Annotated in this window: 13 protein-coding genes and 1 pseudogene; 2 read left to right on the forward strand and 12 right to left on the reverse strand. The window is 70.2% G+C overall.

The genetic code is table 11. The features are described from left to right. Positions 1 to 92 precede the first annotated feature (92 nt). From ACX28W_RS07590 to ACX28W_RS07605, 4 genes are all read right to left on the reverse strand, one after another. Complete coding sequence (locus ACX28W_RS07590) at positions 93 to 692, reverse strand: GTP-binding protein (RefSeq protein ID WP_458997964.1); 600 nt, start codon at positions 690 to 692, stop codon at positions 93 to 95. Then, a complete protein-coding gene (locus ACX28W_RS07595; RefSeq protein WP_458997965.1) occupies positions 670 to 1041 on the reverse strand; it encodes a DUF742 domain-containing protein in 372 nt (123 codons plus the stop codon). Before ACX28W_RS07595 ends, ACX28W_RS07590 begins: the two co-directional genes overlap by 23 nt. 2 nt (positions 1042 to 1043) lie before the next feature. Next, positions 1044 to 1478: a roadblock/LC7 domain-containing protein gene (locus ACX28W_RS07600; protein ID WP_458997966.1), complete on the reverse strand. Its 435-nt coding sequence runs from the start codon at positions 1476 to 1478 to the stop codon at positions 1044 to 1046. A 74-nt stretch (positions 1479 to 1552) separates the two neighbouring features. Beyond that, positions 1553 to 3580, reverse strand: coding sequence for a sensor histidine kinase (locus tag ACX28W_RS07605; protein ID WP_458997967.1), 2028 nt, complete (start codon positions 3578 to 3580; stop codon positions 1553 to 1555). A gap of 511 nt (positions 3581 to 4091) precedes the next feature. Here ACX28W_RS07605 and ligA point away from each other — a divergent pair. After that, positions 4092 to 6197, forward strand: a complete 2106-nt coding sequence (gene ligA / locus ACX28W_RS07610) for an NAD-dependent DNA ligase LigA (protein ID WP_458997968.1) — start codon at positions 4092 to 4094, stop codon at positions 6195 to 6197. Positions 6198 to 6659: 462 nt separating this feature from the next. On the opposite strand, the gene ACX28W_RS07615 is transcribed toward ligA, so the two are convergent. The 7 genes from ACX28W_RS07615 to ACX28W_RS07645 all read right to left on the reverse strand — a co-directional run bounded on the left by ACX28W_RS07615 (position 6660) and on the right by ACX28W_RS07645 (position 12969). Then, positions 6660 to 7106 carry a DUF7144 family membrane protein gene (locus ACX28W_RS07615; RefSeq protein ID WP_458997969.1) on the reverse strand — a complete coding sequence of 149 codons (447 nt, stop codon included), beginning with the start codon at positions 7104 to 7106 and terminating at the stop codon, positions 6660 to 6662. Positions 7107 to 7138: 32 nt separating this feature from the next. Then, on the reverse strand, positions 7139 to 7606 hold the full coding sequence (locus ACX28W_RS07620; protein ID WP_458997970.1) for an SHOCT domain-containing protein: 468 nt from the start codon (positions 7604 to 7606) through the stop codon (positions 7139 to 7141). Between the two features lie 283 nt (positions 7607 to 7889). Next, a complete protein-coding gene (locus tag ACX28W_RS07625) occupies positions 7890 to 8552 on the reverse strand; it encodes an HdeD family acid-resistance protein (RefSeq protein WP_458997971.1) in 663 nt (220 codons plus the stop codon). Between the two features lie 493 nt (positions 8553 to 9045). Then, positions 9046 to 9243, reverse strand: a complete 198-nt coding sequence (locus ACX28W_RS07630; RefSeq protein WP_362066043.1) for a hypothetical protein — start codon at positions 9241 to 9243, stop codon at positions 9046 to 9048. Between the two features lie 127 nt (positions 9244 to 9370). Then, a complete protein-coding gene (locus ACX28W_RS07635) occupies positions 9371 to 9889 on the reverse strand; it encodes a hypothetical protein (protein WP_458997972.1) in 519 nt (172 codons plus the stop codon). Between the two features lie 18 nt (positions 9890 to 9907). After that, entirely contained in the window at positions 9908 to 10108 is a 201-nt protein-coding gene (locus tag ACX28W_RS07640; protein WP_458997973.1) for a hypothetical protein, read from the reverse strand. Between the two features lie 170 nt (positions 10109 to 10278). Continuing rightward, positions 10279 to 12969, reverse strand: coding sequence for a LuxR C-terminal-related transcriptional regulator (locus tag ACX28W_RS07645; RefSeq protein WP_458997974.1), 2691 nt, complete (start codon positions 12967 to 12969; stop codon positions 10279 to 10281). 569 nt (positions 12970 to 13538) lie between these two features. On the opposite strand from ACX28W_RS07645, the gene ACX28W_RS07650 reads away from it, so the two are divergent. After that, entirely contained in the window at positions 13539 to 18752 is a 5214-nt protein-coding gene (locus ACX28W_RS07650; protein WP_458997975.1) for a family 43 glycosylhydrolase, read from the forward strand. Positions 18753 to 18888: 136 nt separating this feature from the next. Here the strand turns inward: ACX28W_RS07650 and ACX28W_RS07655 are convergent. Continuing rightward, a pseudogene (locus tag ACX28W_RS07655) lies at positions 18889 to 19230 on the reverse strand (MBL fold metallo-hydrolase); the annotation flags it as partial. Positions 19231 to 19964: the final 734 nt, after the last annotated feature.

Raw genomic sequence — 19964 nt, forward strand, 5'->3', positions numbered from 1 at the left:
CCATGTCCTCCGTGATGTGGGGCGTACGTCATGTGTGGGCTCCATGGCTCGGGGCGTACGTCATGTGTGGGCTCCATGGCTCGGGGCGTACGTCATGTGTGGGCTCCATGGCTCGGGGCGCGCGTCGGTGCGTGGGCGAGGAGGTGGCGGACCAGGGTCAGCAGGGTCTGCACGCCCGAGCTGGAGATCCGGGCGTCGCAGCGCACGATGGGAATCCCGGCGTCGAGGCCGATGGCCGCGCGCACCTCCTCGGGGTCGTACCGGTAGGCGCCGTCGAACTCGTTGACGGCGACGATGAAAAGGAGATCGCGCTGCTCGAAGAAGTCGACTGCCGCGAAGCAGTCCTCCAGGCGACGGGTGTCGGCGAGAATCACCGCGCCGAGCGCGCCCTCGGACAGCTCGTCCCACATGAACCAGAACCGCTCCTGCCCGGGCGTGCCGAAGAGGTACAGCACATGCTGCGGGTCGAGGGTTATGCGGCCGAAGTCCATCGCCACGGTGGTCTCGACCTTGTTCTCGACGCCGTCGAGGTTGTCGGTCGCGGCGCTGACCGTGGTGAGCAGCTCCTCCGTGCTGAGCGGCGCGATCTCGCTCACCGCGCCGACGAAGGTCGTCTTGCCGACCCCGAAACCTCCCGCCACCAAGATCTTCAGCGCGGTGGGGAAGGGGTCAGAGCTGTCGTCGTAGTCCATCGAGCACTGCCTCCAGCAGAGACCGGTCAGTGGGGTTGTGGTAGAAGTCCGGGGGCTTCGTGGTCAACGCCCCGCAGTCGACGAGGTCGGAGAGCACCACCTTGGTGACCACCGCCGGCAGCTTCAGTTGGGCGGCGATCTCCGCGACCGAGACGGGCGCCCGGCACAGTTCGAGCGCCTGGGTGTACTCCGGTCCGAGGTAGCCGAGGGGGGTGGCCCCGGTGACCATCACCTGCGACAGGAGGTCGAGCGCGGTCGTCGGCCGGGTCCGCCCGTTGCTGACCGTGTAGGGGCGCACCAGGCGCCCCGCGGCATCATCGAGCCAGGGCCCGTCGCCGGCCGCGGCCACGTTCAAGGCCTCATCGCCGGCGGTTCGACGGAGGCCTGCCGGGGCGCGGTCATCAGATACGGGCGGACGCTCTTGACCAGCATCGCCATCTCGTAGCCCAGCACCGCCGCGTCGGCCTCGCGTCCGGCGAGCACGGCGAGGCAGGTGCCGGAGCCCGCGGTGGAGACGAACAGCAGCGTCGAGTCGAGTTCGACGACGACCTGTCGTACGTCGCCGCCGTCCCCGAAGCGGACACCGGCGCTGCGGCCGAGGGAGTAGAGGCCGGAGGCCAGGGCCGCCATGTGGTCGGCGCTGTCCGGGTCGAGGCCGTGGACCGACTTCACGAGCCCGTCGCAGGAAAGCAGTACCGCGCTGGTGGTGTGCGGCACGCGCTGCACGAGGCCGCTCATCAGCCAGTCGAGATCGGATACCTGGGCGGTCGGCGCATCGCTCGCCATGGTGGATCGACTCCTTGAGGTACGAAGGTCTGCGGGAGCGGAGGGGGTGAGGGTGGGGGTGGTGAGGGGGATGGTCATCCGGCCGATGCGCTCCCGTCGCGCCGGGCGGTGAGGTCGTGTCCGGGCGCGGCATCCCGCGTCCCCTGCGACTCGTGCGGGGCCGACGCATGCGCCGTGTGCGGCTCGGCTATGTGTGGCGCGCCCATCGGTGGTACGTCCAGAGGCGGTACGTCCATGCGGGGTGCGCTCATGGACGACTGGTCGACGCGGACCACCTCCAGCGGCGGCAACGCGTCCATGTGCCCCGGATCGAGGTGAGACCGATCGGTGTGCGCCCGGCCCAGGTGCGGTGCCTCCATGGGAACGGCCTCCACGTGGGCCGCCTGCCTGGGTTGTGCCTCCGCGTGCGGGCTCTCCGCGTGCTGGGCCTCCGCCAGCCCGATCCCCCGCTGGAACGCCGCCATCAGGCCCGGGTCGTGGCCGACGACGTACTCCGTCTCGGGACGGGGTGCGGGCCCGTCGCGCAGTTGGGGTGCGATGTGTTCCTGGGCGCGTCGCCTGGGCAGTTGGGGCTTGCCCATGGTGCCGCGGACCGCGCCGTTGCGGGGCGTGGGCGGCATGCCCGCGTTCTCCTCGGCGGTGTGCCGGTCCTCGGGACGGATGCCGGGGACGGCGTCCGCCGGATTGGGCCGCTCCGCGCGGGCGCCGCGTATCGGCAGTGGCGTGGGCCCGCTGCCGCCCGTCACCGGCGCGGCGGGCACCCCGCCGCCGGAGGGCACGGACGACATTCCAGGCCCTCGGGGAGATGTGGGCGGCGCCGGCGGTCTCGCGGGCGGACGCCGTGCGCCCGCCGTCTGCTGGGGCTGCGCCTGGGTTACGTCCCCGGGGTCGCCCGGCATCGTGCCCAACAGCCCCTGCGGCACGACGAGTACGGCCTGGACGCCGCCGTAGATGTTGGTCTGGAGCCGGACGTGGATGCCATGGCGCCGCGCGAGCTGGGAGACCACGAACAGTCCGATGCGGCCGTCCTGCAGAAGGCTGGCGACATTCACCTGATCGGGGTCGGCGAGCAGCGCGTTCATCTTGTTCTGCTCGCCCAGGGGCATGCCCAGGCCCCGGTCCTCGACCTCGACGGCGAGCCCGGAGGTGACGAGGTTGGCGCGCAGCAGCACTTGGGTGTGCGGGGCCGAGAACACCGTGGCGTTCTCGACGAGTTCGGCCAGCAGATGGATGACGTCGGCGACGGCGTGCCCGCGCAGGGTGCCGTCGATCGGCGGTACCAGCTTGACCCGCGAGTACTGCTCCACCTCGGCGATCGCGGACCGCAGCACCTCGGTCATGGAGACGGGGTTGCTCCACTGGCGGCGCGAGACGGCGCCGCCGAGGACGGCGAGGTTCTCGGCGTGCCGTCTAATGCGGGTGGCGAGGTGGTCGACGTGGAAGAGGCCCTTGAGCAGGTCCGGATCCTCGATCTCGTTCTCCAGCTCGTCGAGGATCGAGATCTCGCGGTGCACGAGGGACTGAAGCCGCCGTGCGAGATTGACGAAGACCTCGACCTTCTGCTCACTGCCGGCCTGGCTGGAGAGCTGGGACGCCTGCACGACGGCGGTGACGGCGCCGTCGTGCGCACGGGAGAGATCGGCGGCCAGCAGTTCGAAGTCGTCGGCGTCCTCGGGGGGTTGGCGGCGCGCCTTGGGCGCGGGCGGGCTCTCACCGCGCCGCAGGCCCTCGACGACGGTGCGCAGGTCGGCCTCCGTGCGCGCGCTGGCGCGACGCAGGGCTCCGAGGCGTTCCCGTACGGATTTGGCGGCGCGGTCGGCGGCCACGGCGGCGATCAGGATGCCCGCCAGGGCCACGCCCGTAGCGCCGGCGAGCACCGCCCACAGGGTGAGGCCGGGGCGTGCGCCGGTGGAGCGGACCGTGAACAGCACGGCCGCGCACGCGCTGAGGGCCACCGCGATCGGCGGCAGGACCGCCAGGCGCAGCAGTTGGGGCCGTAGGTGGCTCTCGGGCAGCGGGGGGACGGTGCGGGCGACCGGTCGCCCGTGCCGCCCGCCCTCACGGCGGTCTGCGCGTGCGGCCGGTGCGCGAAGGTGAGACATCTGCGTCCTCGTACTGGTGCGTCGGGGGCACGGGGCTCCCGCGGGTCTGCGCGACTCGGGCGTGCGCCATCGCGGTGCCGGTCGCGCGAGCCGAAAAATTCGGCCCTGCGTCGCCCGACGGCAACTGACAGTAGTCGGCAACGCATCATGTGCGGTGGGCAGTTGACAAACTCCCACGGACAGCGTCCCGCTCTGGTATGAGGCGTCGCACTGCAGACCGATAACACACTCGGGCATGCGTTCCCCTGGGGCGTGGATTCGATCAGAGCTGGTCAGAAGCGGTCGGGGTCGTACGGCAGGGGCGAAGGAGCGGTTCGCTCCTCGACCTCCTCCGCCAATCGGACATTCAGGAAATTCAGCCCGCCGGCGCCTCCTCCCCGGCTCTCCGGCGTCTTCCGTGGTCTCGACGCCGACGTCACCCGGCGTATCGGCCGACGGCGGTGACCGCGGTCGGTCAGGCTCCAGGGCGACCGGCAGGGCGTTGTCAGTGGTGGCGTGCAGGATGACCGGCATGACAACAGCAGCTGCAGTGATCGTGAATGCCGCCGCCTACGCGCAGGCGGTCGAGGACGCGGTGAAGGCCTCGGCCGCCTACTACACGGGCGGCACCTCGGTGCTGGACGACGACGCCTACGACCGGTTGGTGCGCTCCATCGCGACGTGGGAGGCCGACCATCCCGGCGAGGTGCTGCCCGACTCACCGATCGGGAAGGTCGCCGGTGGCGCAGTGGAGGGGGACGTCCCGCACACCGTGGCGATGCTGAGCTTGGACAACGTGTTCTCGCCCGAGGAATTCACCGCCTGGACCGCTTCACTGGCCCGGCGGATCGGCCACGACGTGGAGCGTTTCAGTGTCGAGCCGAAACTCGACGGCCTCGCGATCGCCGCCCGCTACACCCGCGGCCGCCTCACCAGGCTGATCACCCGCGGCGACGGGACGGCCGGGGAGGACGTCTCGCACGCGATCGGCACCATCGAAGGACTCCCGCAGCAGCTGGCCGAGCCGGTCACGGTGGAGGCGCGCGGCGAAATCCTGATGACCACGGCCCAGTTCGAGCACGCCAACGAGGTGCGCGCCCTGCACGGCGGGCAGCCGTTCGCGAACCCGCGCAACGCCGCTGCGGGCACCCTGCGCGCAAAGGACCGCGCTTACACCGTGCCGATGACCTTCTTCGGCTACGGCCTCCTCCCGCTGCCCGGCACCGAGTCGACGCTCGCCGCGCGACTGGGCGAACTCGCGCACAGCAACCTCATGACCCAGGCCGGCGTGTACGGGGTGAACACCACCGCCACCACCGCCGTCCCCGGCACCACCGCGGGAACGGCCGAGCAGGTGCTGGTCCGGGTGAAGGAGATCGCCGCGCTGCGGGCTCAGTTGCCGTTCGGAATCGACGGGATCGTCATCAAGGCCGACCTGGCCGCCGACCAGCAGGCCGCCGGATCCGGTTCGCGTGCCCCGCGCTGGGCGATCGCCTACAAACTCCCGGCCGTGGAGAAGATCACCCGGCTGCTGGAGGTGGAGTGGAACGTGGGCCGCACCGGCATCATCGCCCCGCGCGCCGTGCTCGAGCCGGTCGACATCGACGGCTCCACCATCACCTATGCCACCCTCCACAACCCGGGCGACATCACCCGGCGCGACCTGCGTCTGGGCGACCACGTCATGGTCCACCGCGCCGGCGATGTCATCCCCCGCGTCGAAGCCCCGGTCGTTCACCTGCGCACCGGCGACGAACAGCCCATCGTCTTCCCGGAGGTGTGCCCTCGGTGCGGCTCCGGCATCGACACCGGCGAGCAGCGCTGGCGCTGTGAGAACGGCCGCAACTGCCACCTGGTCGCCGCCCTTTCCTACGCCGCCGGCCGCGACCAGCTCGACATAGAAGGCCTCGGCCACACCCGCGTCGTCCAGCTCGTCGAAGCCGGTATGGTCGCCGATCTCGCCGACCTGTTCGCCCTGACCCGCGAGCAGCTCCTGGGCCTGGACCGGATGGGCGAGACCAGCACCGACAATCTCCTCGCCGCGATCAGCACGGCCAAGGCGCAGCCGCTGTCCCGGGTGCTGTGCGCGCTCGGTGTGCGCGGCACCGGCCGCTCCATGTCCCGCCGCATCGCCCGGTACTTCGCCACCATGGACCACCTCCGCGCCGCGGATGCCGAAACGATGCGGCAGGTCGAGGGCATCGGCACCGAGAAGGCCCCGTCCATCGTCGCCGAACTCGCCGAACTCGCCCCGCTCATCGACAAACTCGCCGCGGCCGGAGTCAACATGACCGAGCCCGGCGCCACCCCGCCCGACCCAGCGGCCGGCGACGCCGAGGGCAGCGCGCAGCGCGAGGAGAAGAAGGAGAAGGTGGAGGCGGCGGGCGGGCCGCTGGCCGGGATGGCGGTCGTCGTCACCGGCGCGATGACCGGCGTACTGGAGAAGCTCAGCCGCAACCAGATGAACGAACTGATCGAGCGCGCCGGCGGCCGGGCCTCCTCCAGCGTCTCCAAGAAGACCACCCTGGTCGTCGCCGGTGAAGGCGCCGGATCCAAGCGTGCCAAGGCCGAATCCCTCGGCATCCGGCTGGCCGCCCCCGACGAGTTCGCCGCGCTCGTCGCCGACTTCCTCGGCTGACCCTCCCCCGGGGTCGATGGGTGTGCCACCTCACAGCGGCTGCCGGGCGGGGCGGGGAACAACCCCCGGCAGTCGACCGTTCTTCACCATGTGACTGCGGAGGGGACAGTGTCCCCGGGCCTCACCTATAGCCCATGGGGACGATCGTCCGGCTGAAGCCCCATGGAGCCTTCCGCCGAGCGGCGACCGCCCTCCGCCAGTCACCTTGTACGGCCCCGGCTGGTCTCCCCCGTCCAGCCGGGGCCTTCTCCGTACGCGCCCCACCCGCTGGACTCCCGCCGACCTGCCTTCGACATCGGCCACGGCGGCCTGGGAACCGAGTTGCGGGCGGTGGCCGCGGCTCCTTCTCCGGGTCCGCTCGTGTTTCTGCCGTGTTGTCCCACCTGGGGGTGCCTCCCACCGCGGTCCCGGTACGGCGCCGATCCTCTCCGGCGCCGTACCGCCACCTGCGCCGGTACTCCCTCATACGTTGCGCGGCGCACGCGCGTACGCGTCGGGGGACTCCTCGGGCCGTGCCACGCACAGAGCCCAGATGACGAACGCCGAGAAGGCGATCATCACGACCGACCAGATCGGGTTGTACGGCAGGGAGAGGAAGTTGGCGATGATGATGAGTCCGGCGATGGCCACGCCGAGGACACGCGCCCACATCGCCGACTGGAACAGTCCGAGGCTGACGATCACGGCGACCGCGCCCAGGATGAGGTGGATCCAGCCCCACCCGGTGAGGTCGAACTGGAAGACGTAGTTCTGGGTCGCGACGAAGACGTCGTCCTCGGCGATCGCCATGATGCCCCGGAAGATGTCGAGCACTCCGGCGATCATGAGCATGACGGCCCCGAAGGCCATCAGGCCGCTCGCCCAGTGTTGTTTCGTCGGCTGCGCGTGCGTGGTGTGTGACGTGGTCATCGTGACGCCTCGTTTCGTGTCGTCCGGTGTGCTCAGCGACCGGAGGTGGAGGTGACGGAGCCTTTGTCGGCCGGCGGGCCGTAGTCGCTCAGAACCAGTTCCTTCGCCCTGCGGAACTCGTCGTCCGTGATGTCACCGCGGGCGCGGATCTCGGACAGCTTGGCGAGTTCGTCGACGCTGCTGGGTGCGCCCTTGCCGCCCGCGGTCTCCCGGATGTAGGAGTCGAAGGCCTTCTGCTGCTCGCGTGCCTGCGCCACCTCGCGGCGACCCATGTCCTTGCCACGGGCGATCACGTAGACGAAGACGCCCAGGAACGGCAGGAGGATGACGAACGCCAGCCAGCCTGCCTTGGCCCAACCGCCCATGTCCTCGTCGCGGAAGATGTCGACGATGATCCGGAAGAGCAGGATGAACCACAGGATCCACAGGAAGAACCACAGCATCGTCCAGAAGGCGCTCAGCAGCGGATAGTCGTACGCGAGGTACATCTGCGCGCTCATGTCCGTCCTCCGTTCCGAGCCTTCGCTCGGCAGCCGTTCTGTGCCGTCCTCAGCGTGCACACGGCAACGAGCGGGCGACCTCACCCGAGACGGGTGATCGTGAGCGTGGTGGCAGACGCATGTGGACGGTCCGACTCGAGACCACCGTGCCCGCCCCCGGGGGCCACTCCCCTTTCAGGCGCCGCTGGGCAGCGGCGCCTGAAAGGGGGACGACCGTCGAGACGATGAGCCGGAGCAGCCGACACCGGACCGCGAACAGCCGGTCAGAGCTCCACGCGGGGCCTCAGACCGTCCCTGAGGTGCCGCGCCGGTCTGCGGTGTGCGACCTGTGGAGCGCGGCCCGCCAGGCGAAGGCGAGGACGAGCTCGGCCACACCGAGCAGCACGAGCCACACTCCGAGCAGCCGGGTCAGCGCGAGGGCCGACTCCGCCGGCAGGGCCAGCACCACGATCCCCGCGACGATGCCGAGCGCCGCGGCGCCGAAGACGAAGCCGCGGTGCGGCAGGTCCTTGGCGGCGAGGGCCGTGTAGGCGGTCAGCATGCCGGACACGAGCCAGACGACTCCGACGATCAGCGAGAGCGCGGCGATGGTCTGCATCGGGTTGCGCAGACAGAGCACCCCGGCCAGGACGAACAGCACCGAGAGGAGCAGCCCGGCAAGCCGTTCGCCGTGCTCCTGCCGGGCGAAGGCCGCCACGAAGCGGAACCCCCCGGTCACGAGCAGGTACAGGCCGATGAGCACCGCCAGGACGTGCAGGGTCTCGTCGGGCCAGACCAGGATCAGGATGCCCGGCACCAGCGTCGTGACCGCCGACCCCAGGATCCAGGTCCATGAGCTGCCGAGCGCCGCCAGCACGTCCGCGGGGTCGACAGCCGACGTCGCGGCCGCCTCGTCGGGCAGGTGCTCCGGTCCGGATTTCGGTACCGAACCAAGCGGTACGGTCATGGCTCCTCCTCGCGCGATCGAGCGGGCCGCTGCCCGGACCACCGGCGGGACGGTGGACGGGGCCGCTCGGCCACCGTCCCGCGCGCCGACGGCGGCCGGATCACCCACAGCGGGTGATCCGCCCCTGAAGGGCCCAGAGGCTGCCCGGACGGAGCACGCCGGGCAGGGCCCTTCCGGCAGGTCGGCAGCTCCGTCCCGGCCGGTGGCGACGGGTCGTGGTCGTTGCCCGAGCCGCCCTCACCGTCGCCGCCTCCTTGTCACCGGCCGAGAAAGCGGCGTACGACAGGAACGCACGTAAGCGCGCAGGGCGTTCGTGCCACGGCCGGTGCAAACGGGGACAGCCGGCGACCGGCTTCGCGACAGCGGGCGCGCCTTGACGCGACAGCCGTAGTGCGCCTTTGAGGCAGAGCTCCTTCGAGGTCGTCCCGCCCGGTCCGTCCCACCGTGTCATCGCGGCGCCCGCGCGGCGACCGCCGGTCGTCGTGGCGGCCGGTCACTCCGGCAGTTGGCGCATCTCCACGACGCGCAATCCCAGCGAACGGCAGCGGGCCAGCAGCCCGTACAGGTGGGCCTCGTCGACGACCGGACCGAACAGGACGGTCTGACCGGACATCCTCACGTGATCAAGCTCCGGGAAGGCTTTGGCCAGCGTCTCCGACATAAGTCCGTTGACGCGGATCTCGTAGCGCATGAGCTGCCTCCCGCGGGCGGTCTGGGGGCAGGCGGACTAAGCCCTTCCCTGCGATCGTCGGCCTCGGCGCGTCGCCCGGCCTCACCCTGAAAAGGTGATCCGTCGGTCGACACGCGGACCACCTGTGTCAGTGCGTCAGAACAATCTTGAACAGGATGATCAGCAGGCCGATCACCAGGTTGACCGAGGCGCTGATGGCCACCATGCGCCAGGAGGCACCGGCACGACGTGCCGCGGCCGCCGACCAGCCCACCTGCCCGGCCACGGCGACGGAGAGCGCCAGCCAGACGGCGCCCTGCGCATCCAGTCCGAGCAGCGGGCTGACGGCCACGGCCACGGCCGGCGGGACGGCGGCCTTGACGATCGGCCACTCCTCTCGGCACACGTCCAGCACCATCAGGCGGTCCATGCTGTACTGCGCCAGGCGCGCCCCGAACAACTGGGCGTGCACATGCGCGGCCCAGAACACCAGGCCGGTGAGCAACAGCAGCAGCACCAGCTGAATGAGGGGGAACGAGCCCAGCGTGCCGGCGCCGACCACCACGGAGGCGGCGAGCATGGAGCCGTAGACACCGCCGGTGTAGTCGGCGTTGGCCCGGCGCTCGGCACGGCGCGCCTCGGCCGTCGTGCGGTCGGTCTCGGACATCACGGCCTCACCTCGCACTCAGCGCATCGCACCGAGGGCGTCGGCCGGAGCACCGGCGCCCGCTTGCTCGGGACGGCTCGCCCGGCCGGTCGGCAGGTGCGAGGTGACCAGGAAACTGGCGAGGGTGATTCCCCCGGTGGCGAGGATCGCCGTTTTCAGGCCTCCGAGCTGCGCGAACTGGGCCGTGCCAAGGACGATCAGAGCCCGCCGATGCTTCACGGTGTCCACCTCATGAGTCGGCCCGGGACGCCGGCGGAGGCGGTCGGGCGGCGGTCGTCCGGCACCCGACCGCCACCGCCCATCACATCCGAGGACGTCACCCGGTGCCTCACCCGCCACGGGCGAAAGCCCTCCGGGCACCGGCTTCTGGGGCACTCACCTGCGCGTGGTCACAGCAGACGCAGCTCGCGCGCACGGCGCACCGCGTCGTTGCGGCGGTTCACCGCCAGCTTTCGGTAGACGCTTTTGAGGTGGGTCTTCACCGTGTTCACCGACACATAGAGGTCGGCGGCGATCTCCTCCGTCGACATCATCTGGGCCAGCCGCTGGAGCACATCGCGCTCGCGGCCGCTCAGCTCCTCCACGACGAGCGACGAGGGCTGAGCCTCGGCCCGAGGCGGCTGGCCGCGTCTCGGCGGACCGGGCATCAGCCAGTCCTCGGCCAGCCCCTGAAGCGACGCCGTGCCCAGGAGGGGGCGGATCCACGGTCCGGCTTCGAGGAAAGGCCGCCGCAGGCGCTCACGCCGGGCCTCGAGGAGTGCCTGGGCGACGAGCTTGTGGGCGGTGGCACGGTCCCCCACCCCGTCTGCGGCCTGCGCCCGCACCAGCATGGCCCGGACGGTGACCGCCGGACCGGTGCGGCCCTCGGTGCGGAGACGGTCGAGCGTGTCGATCGCCGCCAGGGGATTCCCCGCGGCAAGCTGGGCCCGGGCGGCCTCCACGGCATACGCCGGCTGGTCGTCGGGCACCTCTCGCAGCACCCTGGCGGCGCTTTCCGGGTGGCCTTCGGCGAGGTGGGCGGCGGAGGCGACCAGGGCCGCCTGGCCCTCCGCCCAGGGAGAGACCACTTCGGCGCGAACGGCCGGGGCCGCTGCCGCCAGGGCGGCCCGTGCGTTGCCTCGGGCCAGCAGCAGACGCGCCGTCGCGATGGCCCGGCCCGCCGCCGTCACCGGGTCCTGAATCGCGGCACGGGAGTCGGCCTCCTCGTCGAGAAGGGCTTGGGCCTGTCCCAGTTCATTGCGGTCGACGGCCACGGCGGCCAGGACCAGCCGCCAGATGCCGGAGTCGAGGCCGGACGGCCCGGACAGGCCGAACCGCTCCCTCTCGGCCATCGCCGTCCATGCCTTCCGCTCGGCCTTGCCGTGCCGGCCGTCCAGGTAGTCGATCAGCGCCAGGAGGCCCAACGACTCCTGTCGGGGGAGCGCCGTCGAGGCTTCGTCGGAACGTCCGACCACCACGGACAGGACGGCTCGCGCATCCTCGAAACGCCCGGCCCACAGGCGCGTCGAGCCCAGATGGGTCAGCAGGAGAGCGGTGAGTTCGGGATGCTTGTCGAGGAGATGGGCGGGGACCTGCTGCCGTAGCTCTTCAGCCGCCTTCGCGGCCGTTTCCGCCCTTGCGGGAGAACCGGTCAGCCGGGCCACCAGCGCTTCCAGCAGAGCACAGCTCAGCTGGGCCGCCGCCAAGTCGGGCACGTCCGCGGCCAGGCTCTCCTCGGCACGGTGCAGATGGGCCAGGCCACGGTCGAGGTCGCACTGGAACAGGTCATGGGCCGCGCGTACGAGGTCCGTCGCGGGGCTGGAGACCTCGGGCCCCATCCGTGAGAACAGCTCGGCCAGGTCGTCGGAACGCAGGCCGGTGAAGAGCTGCCCGATCGCCAGGTCATCGACGAAGACACCGGCGGTGAACTCCCAGTCGCCCGCGGCGGCACCATGGGCGAGCGTTTCCGGGAGCGATCCGGAACGCCGAAGCCACCGCGCCGCCCGCCGGTGGAGTTCGGGCTCCAGTCCGGGACAGCGCACCCTGAGATGGGCCCGGAGGATCTCCCCGAACAGCGGGTGGAGGCGGTACCAGAGGTGCCCGAGGTCCTCGACGAACGCGTTCTCGCTGTGCAGTTCGGCCAGAATGGGCTCGGCATCGGTCCGCTCCGTGAGCGCGTTCGCCAGCTCGGGACAGAAGCGGTCCAGGACGCTGACGCGCAGCAGAAGGTCCTGTGTCTCGGCCGTCTGCCGCTTGAGCACCTCGGCCAGGAGGAAGTCGGCGACCGTACTCCGCCCTGCCTCGAACTCCTTCAGATAGGTCTCCGGATCGGGGCTCTGCTGCGCGGCCAGGGCACACAGGCGCAGACCGGCGGCCCAGCCCTGGGTCCGGTCCACCAGTGCGCGAGCGGCCTGCACGGGAAGGCTCAGACCGTGACGCTCCAGCAACGCGGCAGCCTCCTCGGGCGTGAAGGCCAGCTCCGCGTCCCGGATCTCGGTCATGTCACCGACCGCCCGGTAGCGATGCAGCGGCAACAGCGGTTCGGTGCGCGTGACGAGGATCAGGCGCATCCCCCGCCCGGAGTGATGCAGGACGAATTCCAGCTGGTCCGCGATCTCGGGAGCGGTCACACGGTCGAACTCGTCGAGCACGACGATCACAGGCGGGTCGGCCCCGCTCAGATGGGCGGCGAGCCGTGCCAGCAGCTTGTGGTCCACCCGGCTCGCGTCCGCTGGGCAGCCGATCTCGCAGGGCACCGGCACACCGGCGGTGCGCAGGGCCTGGAGCACATAGGCCCAGAACATCCCGGAACCCTGGTCCGCCGCGTCGGTGGTGAGCCAGGCGACCGGCTGTCCCAGGCCCGCGGCCCAGTCGGCGACCAGCAGGGTCTTGCCCGCGCCGGCCGCTCCGTTGACCATCGTCAACGGAGTCAGCAGAGCCTGGTCGAGGTGCTCGGCCAGCCGCTCCCGTCGCAGGAACGTGGCGGGGCTCGTCGGCAGGGCGAACCGTGTGCGCAAAAACGGGTCTCCCATGGGATCGACGTGCGGAATCGTCGGTCCCGGGCCGTTCTCGTCGATCCCAGCCACGGCGTTCACCACCACTGTCCGTCAGGTCACGGTCAGGGCACTCCCCACTCAGCATCCCAGCTTTTCTGCGCGTACGCGGATCGGGAGAGCCGACCGGTCCGTCCGTCGGGCCGCGTTGTCCTGTCCTGAGGTGCCCTCTGGCCGTTTCCCAGCGTCTCCGCTCGCTCGCCGGGCCGACGACCACGATGACCAACCGACCGTGTACGACACATCCTTCGAAGTGGTACGCCCACACCGGTCCCGGTGACCGACTTGGGTGCGGGGAGCACACGGGCGAGCAACGCAGGGGCGACCACGCAGACGAGGCGAAGTCCCGCACGCTGCCGCGTCCAGCGGCACGGCGACCCGCGCGCGACCCCACGGACAACCCAGCCGCCACCGAGTGTTCGACCCGTCGGACATTGTTCGAAAACTCTTGACGGTGCGCCACACACCGATTGACACTCTCGCAACACGACGTCACACAAGCGTTACGGCGGGCAGCCCTCGGCCACGGTTCCCGCCGTCGGATCAGCACGCCCGCCGTCCGCCTCCGCCTCCGCCTCCCCTCCGCCGTCAGCCATGCCTCAGCAGGGAACCTCCACATGACGCACATCGCACGCCTTCGCAGCCGTGCAAGACGCCTCGCGGGTCATCTCGCCGGACTGACCGCCGCCTCGCTGCTCCTGGGCCTCGCCGGGCCCGCCGTTCCCGCCCGCGCGGCGGAGACAGCCGAGGCCGCGGACATCACCGACGGCCTTGCCCTCTGGTACGAACTCGACGCCGGCTCCGGCAGCACCGTGAGCGACGCCTCCGGAAACGGCCGCGACGGCACGGTCAACGGCACCGCCGACTGGTCGGCGTCCGGTCAGGGGCTCGCCTTCAACGGTTCCGACACCTACATCAAGGTGCCGGACAACGTCATGAAGGGCATGGCCTCGATCACCGTGTCGATGGACGTGCTGATCGACTCCGCCCAGACCACGCCGTACTTCATCTACGGCTTCGGCAACTCCAGCGGAAGCAACGGCAACGGCTACCTGTTCACCACCGGAAATTCCCTCCGCACCTCCCTCGCCACCGGCAACTGGTCGACCGAGCAGACCACCAAGCCGTCCGACTCCCACAACCTCGCCCGCTCGGTGTGGAAGCACCTCGCCTACACCCAGACCGGCACCACGGGCGTGCTCTACGAGGACGGCGTGGAGGTCGGCCGCAACACGTCGGTCACCAGCACCCCCGGCGACATCGGCTCCGGCACCACCACCGCCAACTACATCGGCAAGTCCGTCTACTCCGGCGACAAGCTCTTCAAGGGCCGGATCCGCGACTTCCGGGTCTACGACCGGGCACTGGCCGACGCGGAGGTCGAGCAGCTCTCCCTCCCCGTCGCCACGCAGGGCGTCGCCGACGACCTGGCCGCCCTGAGCCTCGGTGACACCAGCGCCGTCACCTCCGATCTGGACCTGCCGAAGACCGGCACGGCCGGCGGCTCCGCGATCGGCTGGGCCAGCGACCGTCCTTCCGTGGTGTCGGACACCGGCAAGGTCACCCGACCCGCCGCCGGCGAACCCGACGGCCACGCCACGCTCACGGCAACCCTCAAAAAGGGCACCGTCACCGAGACCAGGTCCTTCGACGTCACGGTCCTTGCCGCGTTCGACGACACCACCGCCACCCGGCAGGCCGCCGAGGCACTGACCGTCCACAACCTCGACGACGTACGCGGCAACCTGACCCTCCCCACGGACGGCGCCTACGGCACCACCGTCACCTGGTCCTCCGCGAAGCCTGAGGTCGTCTCCGCCGACGGCGCGGTCAGCCGCCCCGCGCACGGCGACGGGTCCACCGCCGTCGACCTCACCGCCACCGTCACCAAGGGCGACGCCACGGCGACCCGCACCCTGACCGCCCAGGTGCCCGAACTCCCCGAGAAGCAAGCCCTCAAGGGCTATATGTTCAGCTACTTCACCGGTGAGGGCACCGCGGACGGCGAACAGCTGTACGCCGCCCTCAGCAAGGGCAACGACCCGCTGCACTGGCGGGAGTTGAACGACGGCAAGCCGGTCCTCACCTCCACGCTAGGCGAGAAGGGACTGCGCGACCCGTTCATCATCCGCTCCCCGGAGGGCGACAAGTTCTACCAGATCGCCACCGACCTGAGGATCTACGGCAACGGCGACTGGGACGCCTCCCAGCGCACCGGCAGCAAGTCCATCATGGTCTGGGAGTCCACCGACCTGGTCCACTGGACGAACCAGCGCCTCGTGAAGGTCTCACCCGACAGTGCGGGCAACACCTGGGCTCCGGAGGCGTTCTACGACGCGAAGCTCGGCGAGTACGTGGTGTTCTGGGCCTCGAAGCTGTACGACAACGAGGCGCACTCCGGCGACACGTACAACCGGATGATGTACGCCACGACCCGCGACTTCTACACCTTCAGCGAGCCCAAGGTCTGGATCGACCGCGGCTATTCGGTCATCGACTCCACGATGATCCAGCACGACGACACCTACTACCGGCTGTCCAAGGACGAGCGCAACAACACCTCCTCCACGCCCAACAGCAAGTTCATCTTCGAGGAGAAGAGCGACTCGCTCCTCAACGCGTCCTGGGACGCCGTCGCCGAGGGCATCGGCAAGGGCGCGATGAGCGCTGCGGAGGGCCCGCTGGTGTTCAAGTCGAACACCGAGGACAAGTGGTACGCGTTCCTCGACGAGTTCGGCGGCCGCGGCTACATACCGTTCGAGACCACCGACCTCGGCTCCGGGGCCTGGACCCCGTCCACCGGCTACGACCTGCCGGCCAAGCCCCGCCACGGCACCGTACTCCCGGTCACCCAGGCCGAGTACGACCGTCTGCTGCGCTCCTACCAGCCCGACCAGCTCGTGCAGAGCGTCGAGGACGTGTCGGTCACGACCCGGGTCGGTGACGCCCCGGTGCTGCCGGCCACCGTCCTCGCCGAGTACGCGGACGGCGTCGAGCGGCCCGTCTCCGTCACCTGGGAGGACGTCCCGGAATCGGCGTACGCGCAGGCCGGGACCTTCACGGTGACGGGCACTCTGCCGGACGGCATCGCGATCCCGGTGCGCGCGGAGGTCACGGTCTCCGAGGAGGGGCCCGACGTTCCGGCCGACCTGCTCGTGCACTACGGCTTCGACGAGACCGGTACAGCCACCGTCCGCGACTCCAGCGGTCACGGCTACCACGGGACGTACGTCCGTACGCCCGCTTTCGGCAACGGGGTGAACGACGGCTCGTTCAAGATGTCGGGCGACTCCGCCACATCCCCGTACGTCAAGATCCCTAACGGCGTTCTCGACGGCGCCGGCAGCGTCACCGTCTCCACGTACGCCAAGTGGCAGGGCGGCGACAACTGGCAGTGGCTGTTCGGCCTCGGGCCCGACAGCGACAAGTACCTCTTCGCCAGCCCCTCCAACGGCGGCTCGAAGCTGTACTCGGCCATCACGAAGGCCAGTTGGTCCGCGGAGTCGAAACTGACGGCGGGCTCCCAGCTCACCGCGGGCGAGTGGCGGCACGTCACGGTGACACTCGACGGCGCGACCGACACGATGGTCCTCTACGTGGACGGCGTCGAGGCCGCCCGTGCGACCGGTGTCCCCATCGAGCCGTCCGACCTGTACGACGCGAGCAAGGACTACAGCGGCTACATCGGCAGGTCCCTGTACTCGGCCGACCCGTACTTCGCCGGTGAGGTCGACGACTTCCGCATCTACGGCCGCGCCCTGTCGGCCGCGGAGGTCCTGGAGCTCAGCGGCAACACCACCGGCATCGCCAGGGCGACACATCCGGCACTGAAGGTCGACGCCCTCGTCGACGACGCCGACAGCAGCATCACCCTGCCCCTGACCGAGGGTACTGATCTCACCACCCTGGCACCGGAGTTCACCCTCGCCCACGGTGCGGCGATCAGCCCCGCCTCAGGCAGCGTCCACGACTTCACCAAGCCGGTGACGTACGAGGTGACGGGCTCCGACGGGACGAAGCGCTCCTGGACCGTCTCGGCTCTGATCATGAAGAGTCCGGTCCTGCCGGGGCTGAACGCCGACCCGAACATCGTGCGCTTCGGCGACACGTTCTACATGTACCCGACCACCGACGGCTTCGAAGGGTGGAGCGGCACGCAGTTCAAGGCGTACTCCTCCACCGACCTGGTCCACTGGACGGACCACGGTGTCATCCTCGACCTCGGTCCGGACGTCAGCTGGGCCGACAGCCGGGCCTGGGCGCCGACCATCGCCGAGAAGGACGGGAAGTACTACTTCTACTTCTGCGCCGACGCGAACATCGGTGTCGCCGTCGCCGACTCGCCCACCGGCCCCTTCAAGGACGTTCTGGGCCAACCGCTGCTCAAGGCGGGCGACTTCAGCGGCCAGATGATCGACCCGGCGGTGTTCACTGACGACGACGGCCAGTCGTATCTGTACTTCGGCAACGGCCACGCGTACGTGGTCCCGCTGGACGAGGACATGACCTCCATCGACGCCTCGAAGGTCAAGGACATCACCCCGAGCGGCTACAACGAGGGGGCCTTCGTCATCAAGCGTGAGGGCACCTACTACTTCATGTGGTCCGAGAACGACACGCGGGACGAGAACTACCGCGTCGCCTACGCCACCGGCTCCTCACCCACCGGTCCCTGGACCAAGCGGGGAGTGATCCTGGAGAAGGACCTCTCCCAGGGCATCAGGGGCACCGGCCACCACTCCGTCGTCCACGTCCCGAACACCGACGACTGGTACATCACCTACCACCGTTTCGCCATCCCGGCGGGTGACGGCACACACCGCGAAACCACCGTCGACAAGCTGGAGTTCGGTGTCGACGGCCTGATCGAGAAGGTGGTCCCCACCCTCACCGGCATCGACCCCGTCACGGTCGTCCACGCGGGCCCGGACGCCGGCGGCGCCGAAGGCGACGAGATCCCGCTCGCCGGCAGCGTCTCGGGGGCAGGCACCCCGAAGTGGACCGTTCAGGACGGAGCGCCCTGCACCGTCGCGGCCCCCGGGGCAGCCCGGACCACTCTCACCTGCACCGACGACGGCACCTTCGAGGTCACTCTGACCGGCGGCCGCAGCAGCGACACCTCAAGCGTCAAGGTCGCCAACGCGGCCCCGGCGATCACCTCCGCGACCGGCCCCCGCTCCCCCGTCCCGGTGGGCAGGCGCGTGACCGTCACCGCGGTGTTCGACGACCCAGGCATCGGTGACAGCCACACCTGCGCGGTCGACTGGCAGGACGGAACCGGCCCCACGACCGGCGCCCTCACCGCCTCCGGCTGCCGCGCCGAGCACGAGTTCGCCACGGCGGGCATCCACCGCCCGGTGATCACCGTCACCGACGACGACGGTGCCGGTGACAGCTCGACACTGCCCGAGCTCATCGTCTACGACCGTGCCGCCGGCGCCGCCGACGGCGCGGGCACGCTCACCTCGCCCGCCGGGGCCTACCCGGCCAAGCCGGCCCTGACCGGCAAGGCCGCCTTCTCCTTCACCGCCCGGTACGCCAAGAAAGCCACCGCCCCCACCGGACGGGCCGCCTTCGACTTCGGTCCCGCACGACTGGCCTTCCGGTCCACCGGCACCGACTGGCTCGTGGTCACCGACTCCCGGGCCGTCATCCAGGGCTCCGGCACGGTCAACGGCAGCGGCGGCTATGGCTTCCGCATCACCGCCACTGACGGCCCGGACACCTTCCACATCGAGGTGTGGAAGAAATCCACCGGCCACATCGTCTACGACAACCTCACCGGGACCAGGACGAACGGCACCATCCACGTCGGCGTCCACCGGAAGTAGGACCACGGCCACCGACTGACACCCCCGTAGGGCCGTGCCCGGGATCCATCCGGGCGCGGCCCTACGGGGTCGTCACCACCTGGTGCGGCATGTCACCAGCAGCCGCGCAAGCCTGGTGAGACCGTCCAGGCGGGCGTCACCGCTCGCCCACAAGGTCGAAATCATCCGTGGCCTCCGGTGTGACGTGCGGCCCTTTCGTACGCCGCCACGGATGAGCGAGAGGCGCGGAGACGGCTCGCCACCACGGATCGGTGGGGAGCGTTCCCGCGGGTTCGAAGGGCTCGCCGGGCTGAGGCAGCGCCACCGCTTGGCCGGCCTCCGCGGCGGCGTCCTTGGTCCACTCGCCGGGCTCGGCCCAGGCATGCGGGGCCAGATTGAAGGTGCCCCAATGGATCGGCAGCATCACGCCGCCGGGCTGCCCGCCCTGGAGGTCCAGGTGCGTGCGCATGCCCTCCTCGGGCGCCATGCGAATGTCGGGCTACATACAGCAATTAACCAATCACCCGCAGCGATCCGATGACTGGGCGTCAAACTCCGCTGTCCGCGACAACGCGCGGTTCACTGCGGGCAGCCACACGCGTTCCGTGGGCCGCGCCATCAGGAGGTTCCCGTCGGCCACCCGCGGGAACCCTCGCCGGTTTCGCGAAACACCTCCGGCTTTCTACTCCCCAAGTTCCCCTCAAGTATTGGTTGTTGCTGGCGCAGAACAGGAATGCTCCTTCCCGCAGCGCACCGCAACTCCCTGCCTCAGGACGGCCACTCGCGTCCATCCGGAAACGAGGTGGTAGGCGGATGAACGCAACGTCGCCCCAACCGCTCGATGCCACGGCTCGAGCGCAGTTGCACGCAGTCGTGTTCGACACCAACGCCTTCGGCCGCGGCCTGCCCGATCTGAGGCAACTGAAGCGCTGCAGGCCGATGAGCGTCGAACGAGCGTAAACAATTCCCGATGAGCTTCAGGGGCACTGTGACTGTATGCCGCCGCCCAGCCGCTGGCTCGGCATGGGCAGGGGAAGGACTTGTCACACCTCACGGGTGAGCGGGCAATCGGAGATCAGCCGTCGGCCTCGTGTCGGCGTGCCCATCGTCACTGCGCCACCGGCGGAACCAGAGCCGACTTGGCTCCCCACTCGGCCGTCACGCCGGTCTGCGCAAGGCAGACCGGCTGGGTCGGACGGATGCCGGGGCGGGAGAAGTCGAGACCTGAGATCC

This window comes from Streptomyces sp. SD15 (genome assembly GCF_054462255.1).

Bases quoted from the DNA above. Each gene is read 5' to 3' on its own strand.
- ACX28W_RS07600 (WP_458997966.1), bottom strand. From the start codon at position 1,478: ATGGCGAGCGATGCGCCGACCGCCCAGGTATCCGATCTCGACTGGCTG.
- ACX28W_RS07630 (WP_362066043.1), bottom strand. From the start codon at position 9,243: ATGCGCTACGAGATCCGCGTCAACGGACTTATGTCGGAGACGCTGGCC.
- ACX28W_RS07625 (WP_458997971.1), bottom strand. From the start codon at position 8,552: ATGACCGTACCGCTTGGTTCGGTACCGAAATCCGGACCGGAGCACCTG.
- ligA (WP_458997968.1), top strand. From the start codon at position 4,092: ATGACAACAGCAGCTGCAGTGATCGTGAATGCCGCCGCCTACGCGCAG.
- ACX28W_RS07605 (WP_458997967.1), bottom strand. From the start codon at position 3,580: ATGTCTCACCTTCGCGCACCGGCCGCACGCGCAGACCGCCGTGAGGGC.
- ACX28W_RS07615 (WP_458997969.1), bottom strand. From the start codon at position 7,106: ATGACCACGTCACACACCACGCACGCGCAGCCGACGAAACAACACTGG.
- ACX28W_RS07590 (WP_458997964.1), bottom strand. From the start codon at position 692: ATGGACTACGACGACAGCTCTGACCCCTTCCCCACCGCGCTGAAGATC.
- ACX28W_RS07650 (WP_458997975.1), top strand. From the start codon at position 13,539: ATGACGCACATCGCACGCCTTCGCAGCCGTGCAAGACGCCTCGCGGGT.
- ACX28W_RS07635 (WP_458997972.1), bottom strand. From the start codon at position 9,889: ATGTCCGAGACCGACCGCACGACGGCCGAGGCGCGCCGTGCCGAGCGC.
- ACX28W_RS07620 (WP_458997970.1), bottom strand. From the start codon at position 7,606: ATGAGCGCGCAGATGTACCTCGCGTACGACTATCCGCTGCTGAGCGCC.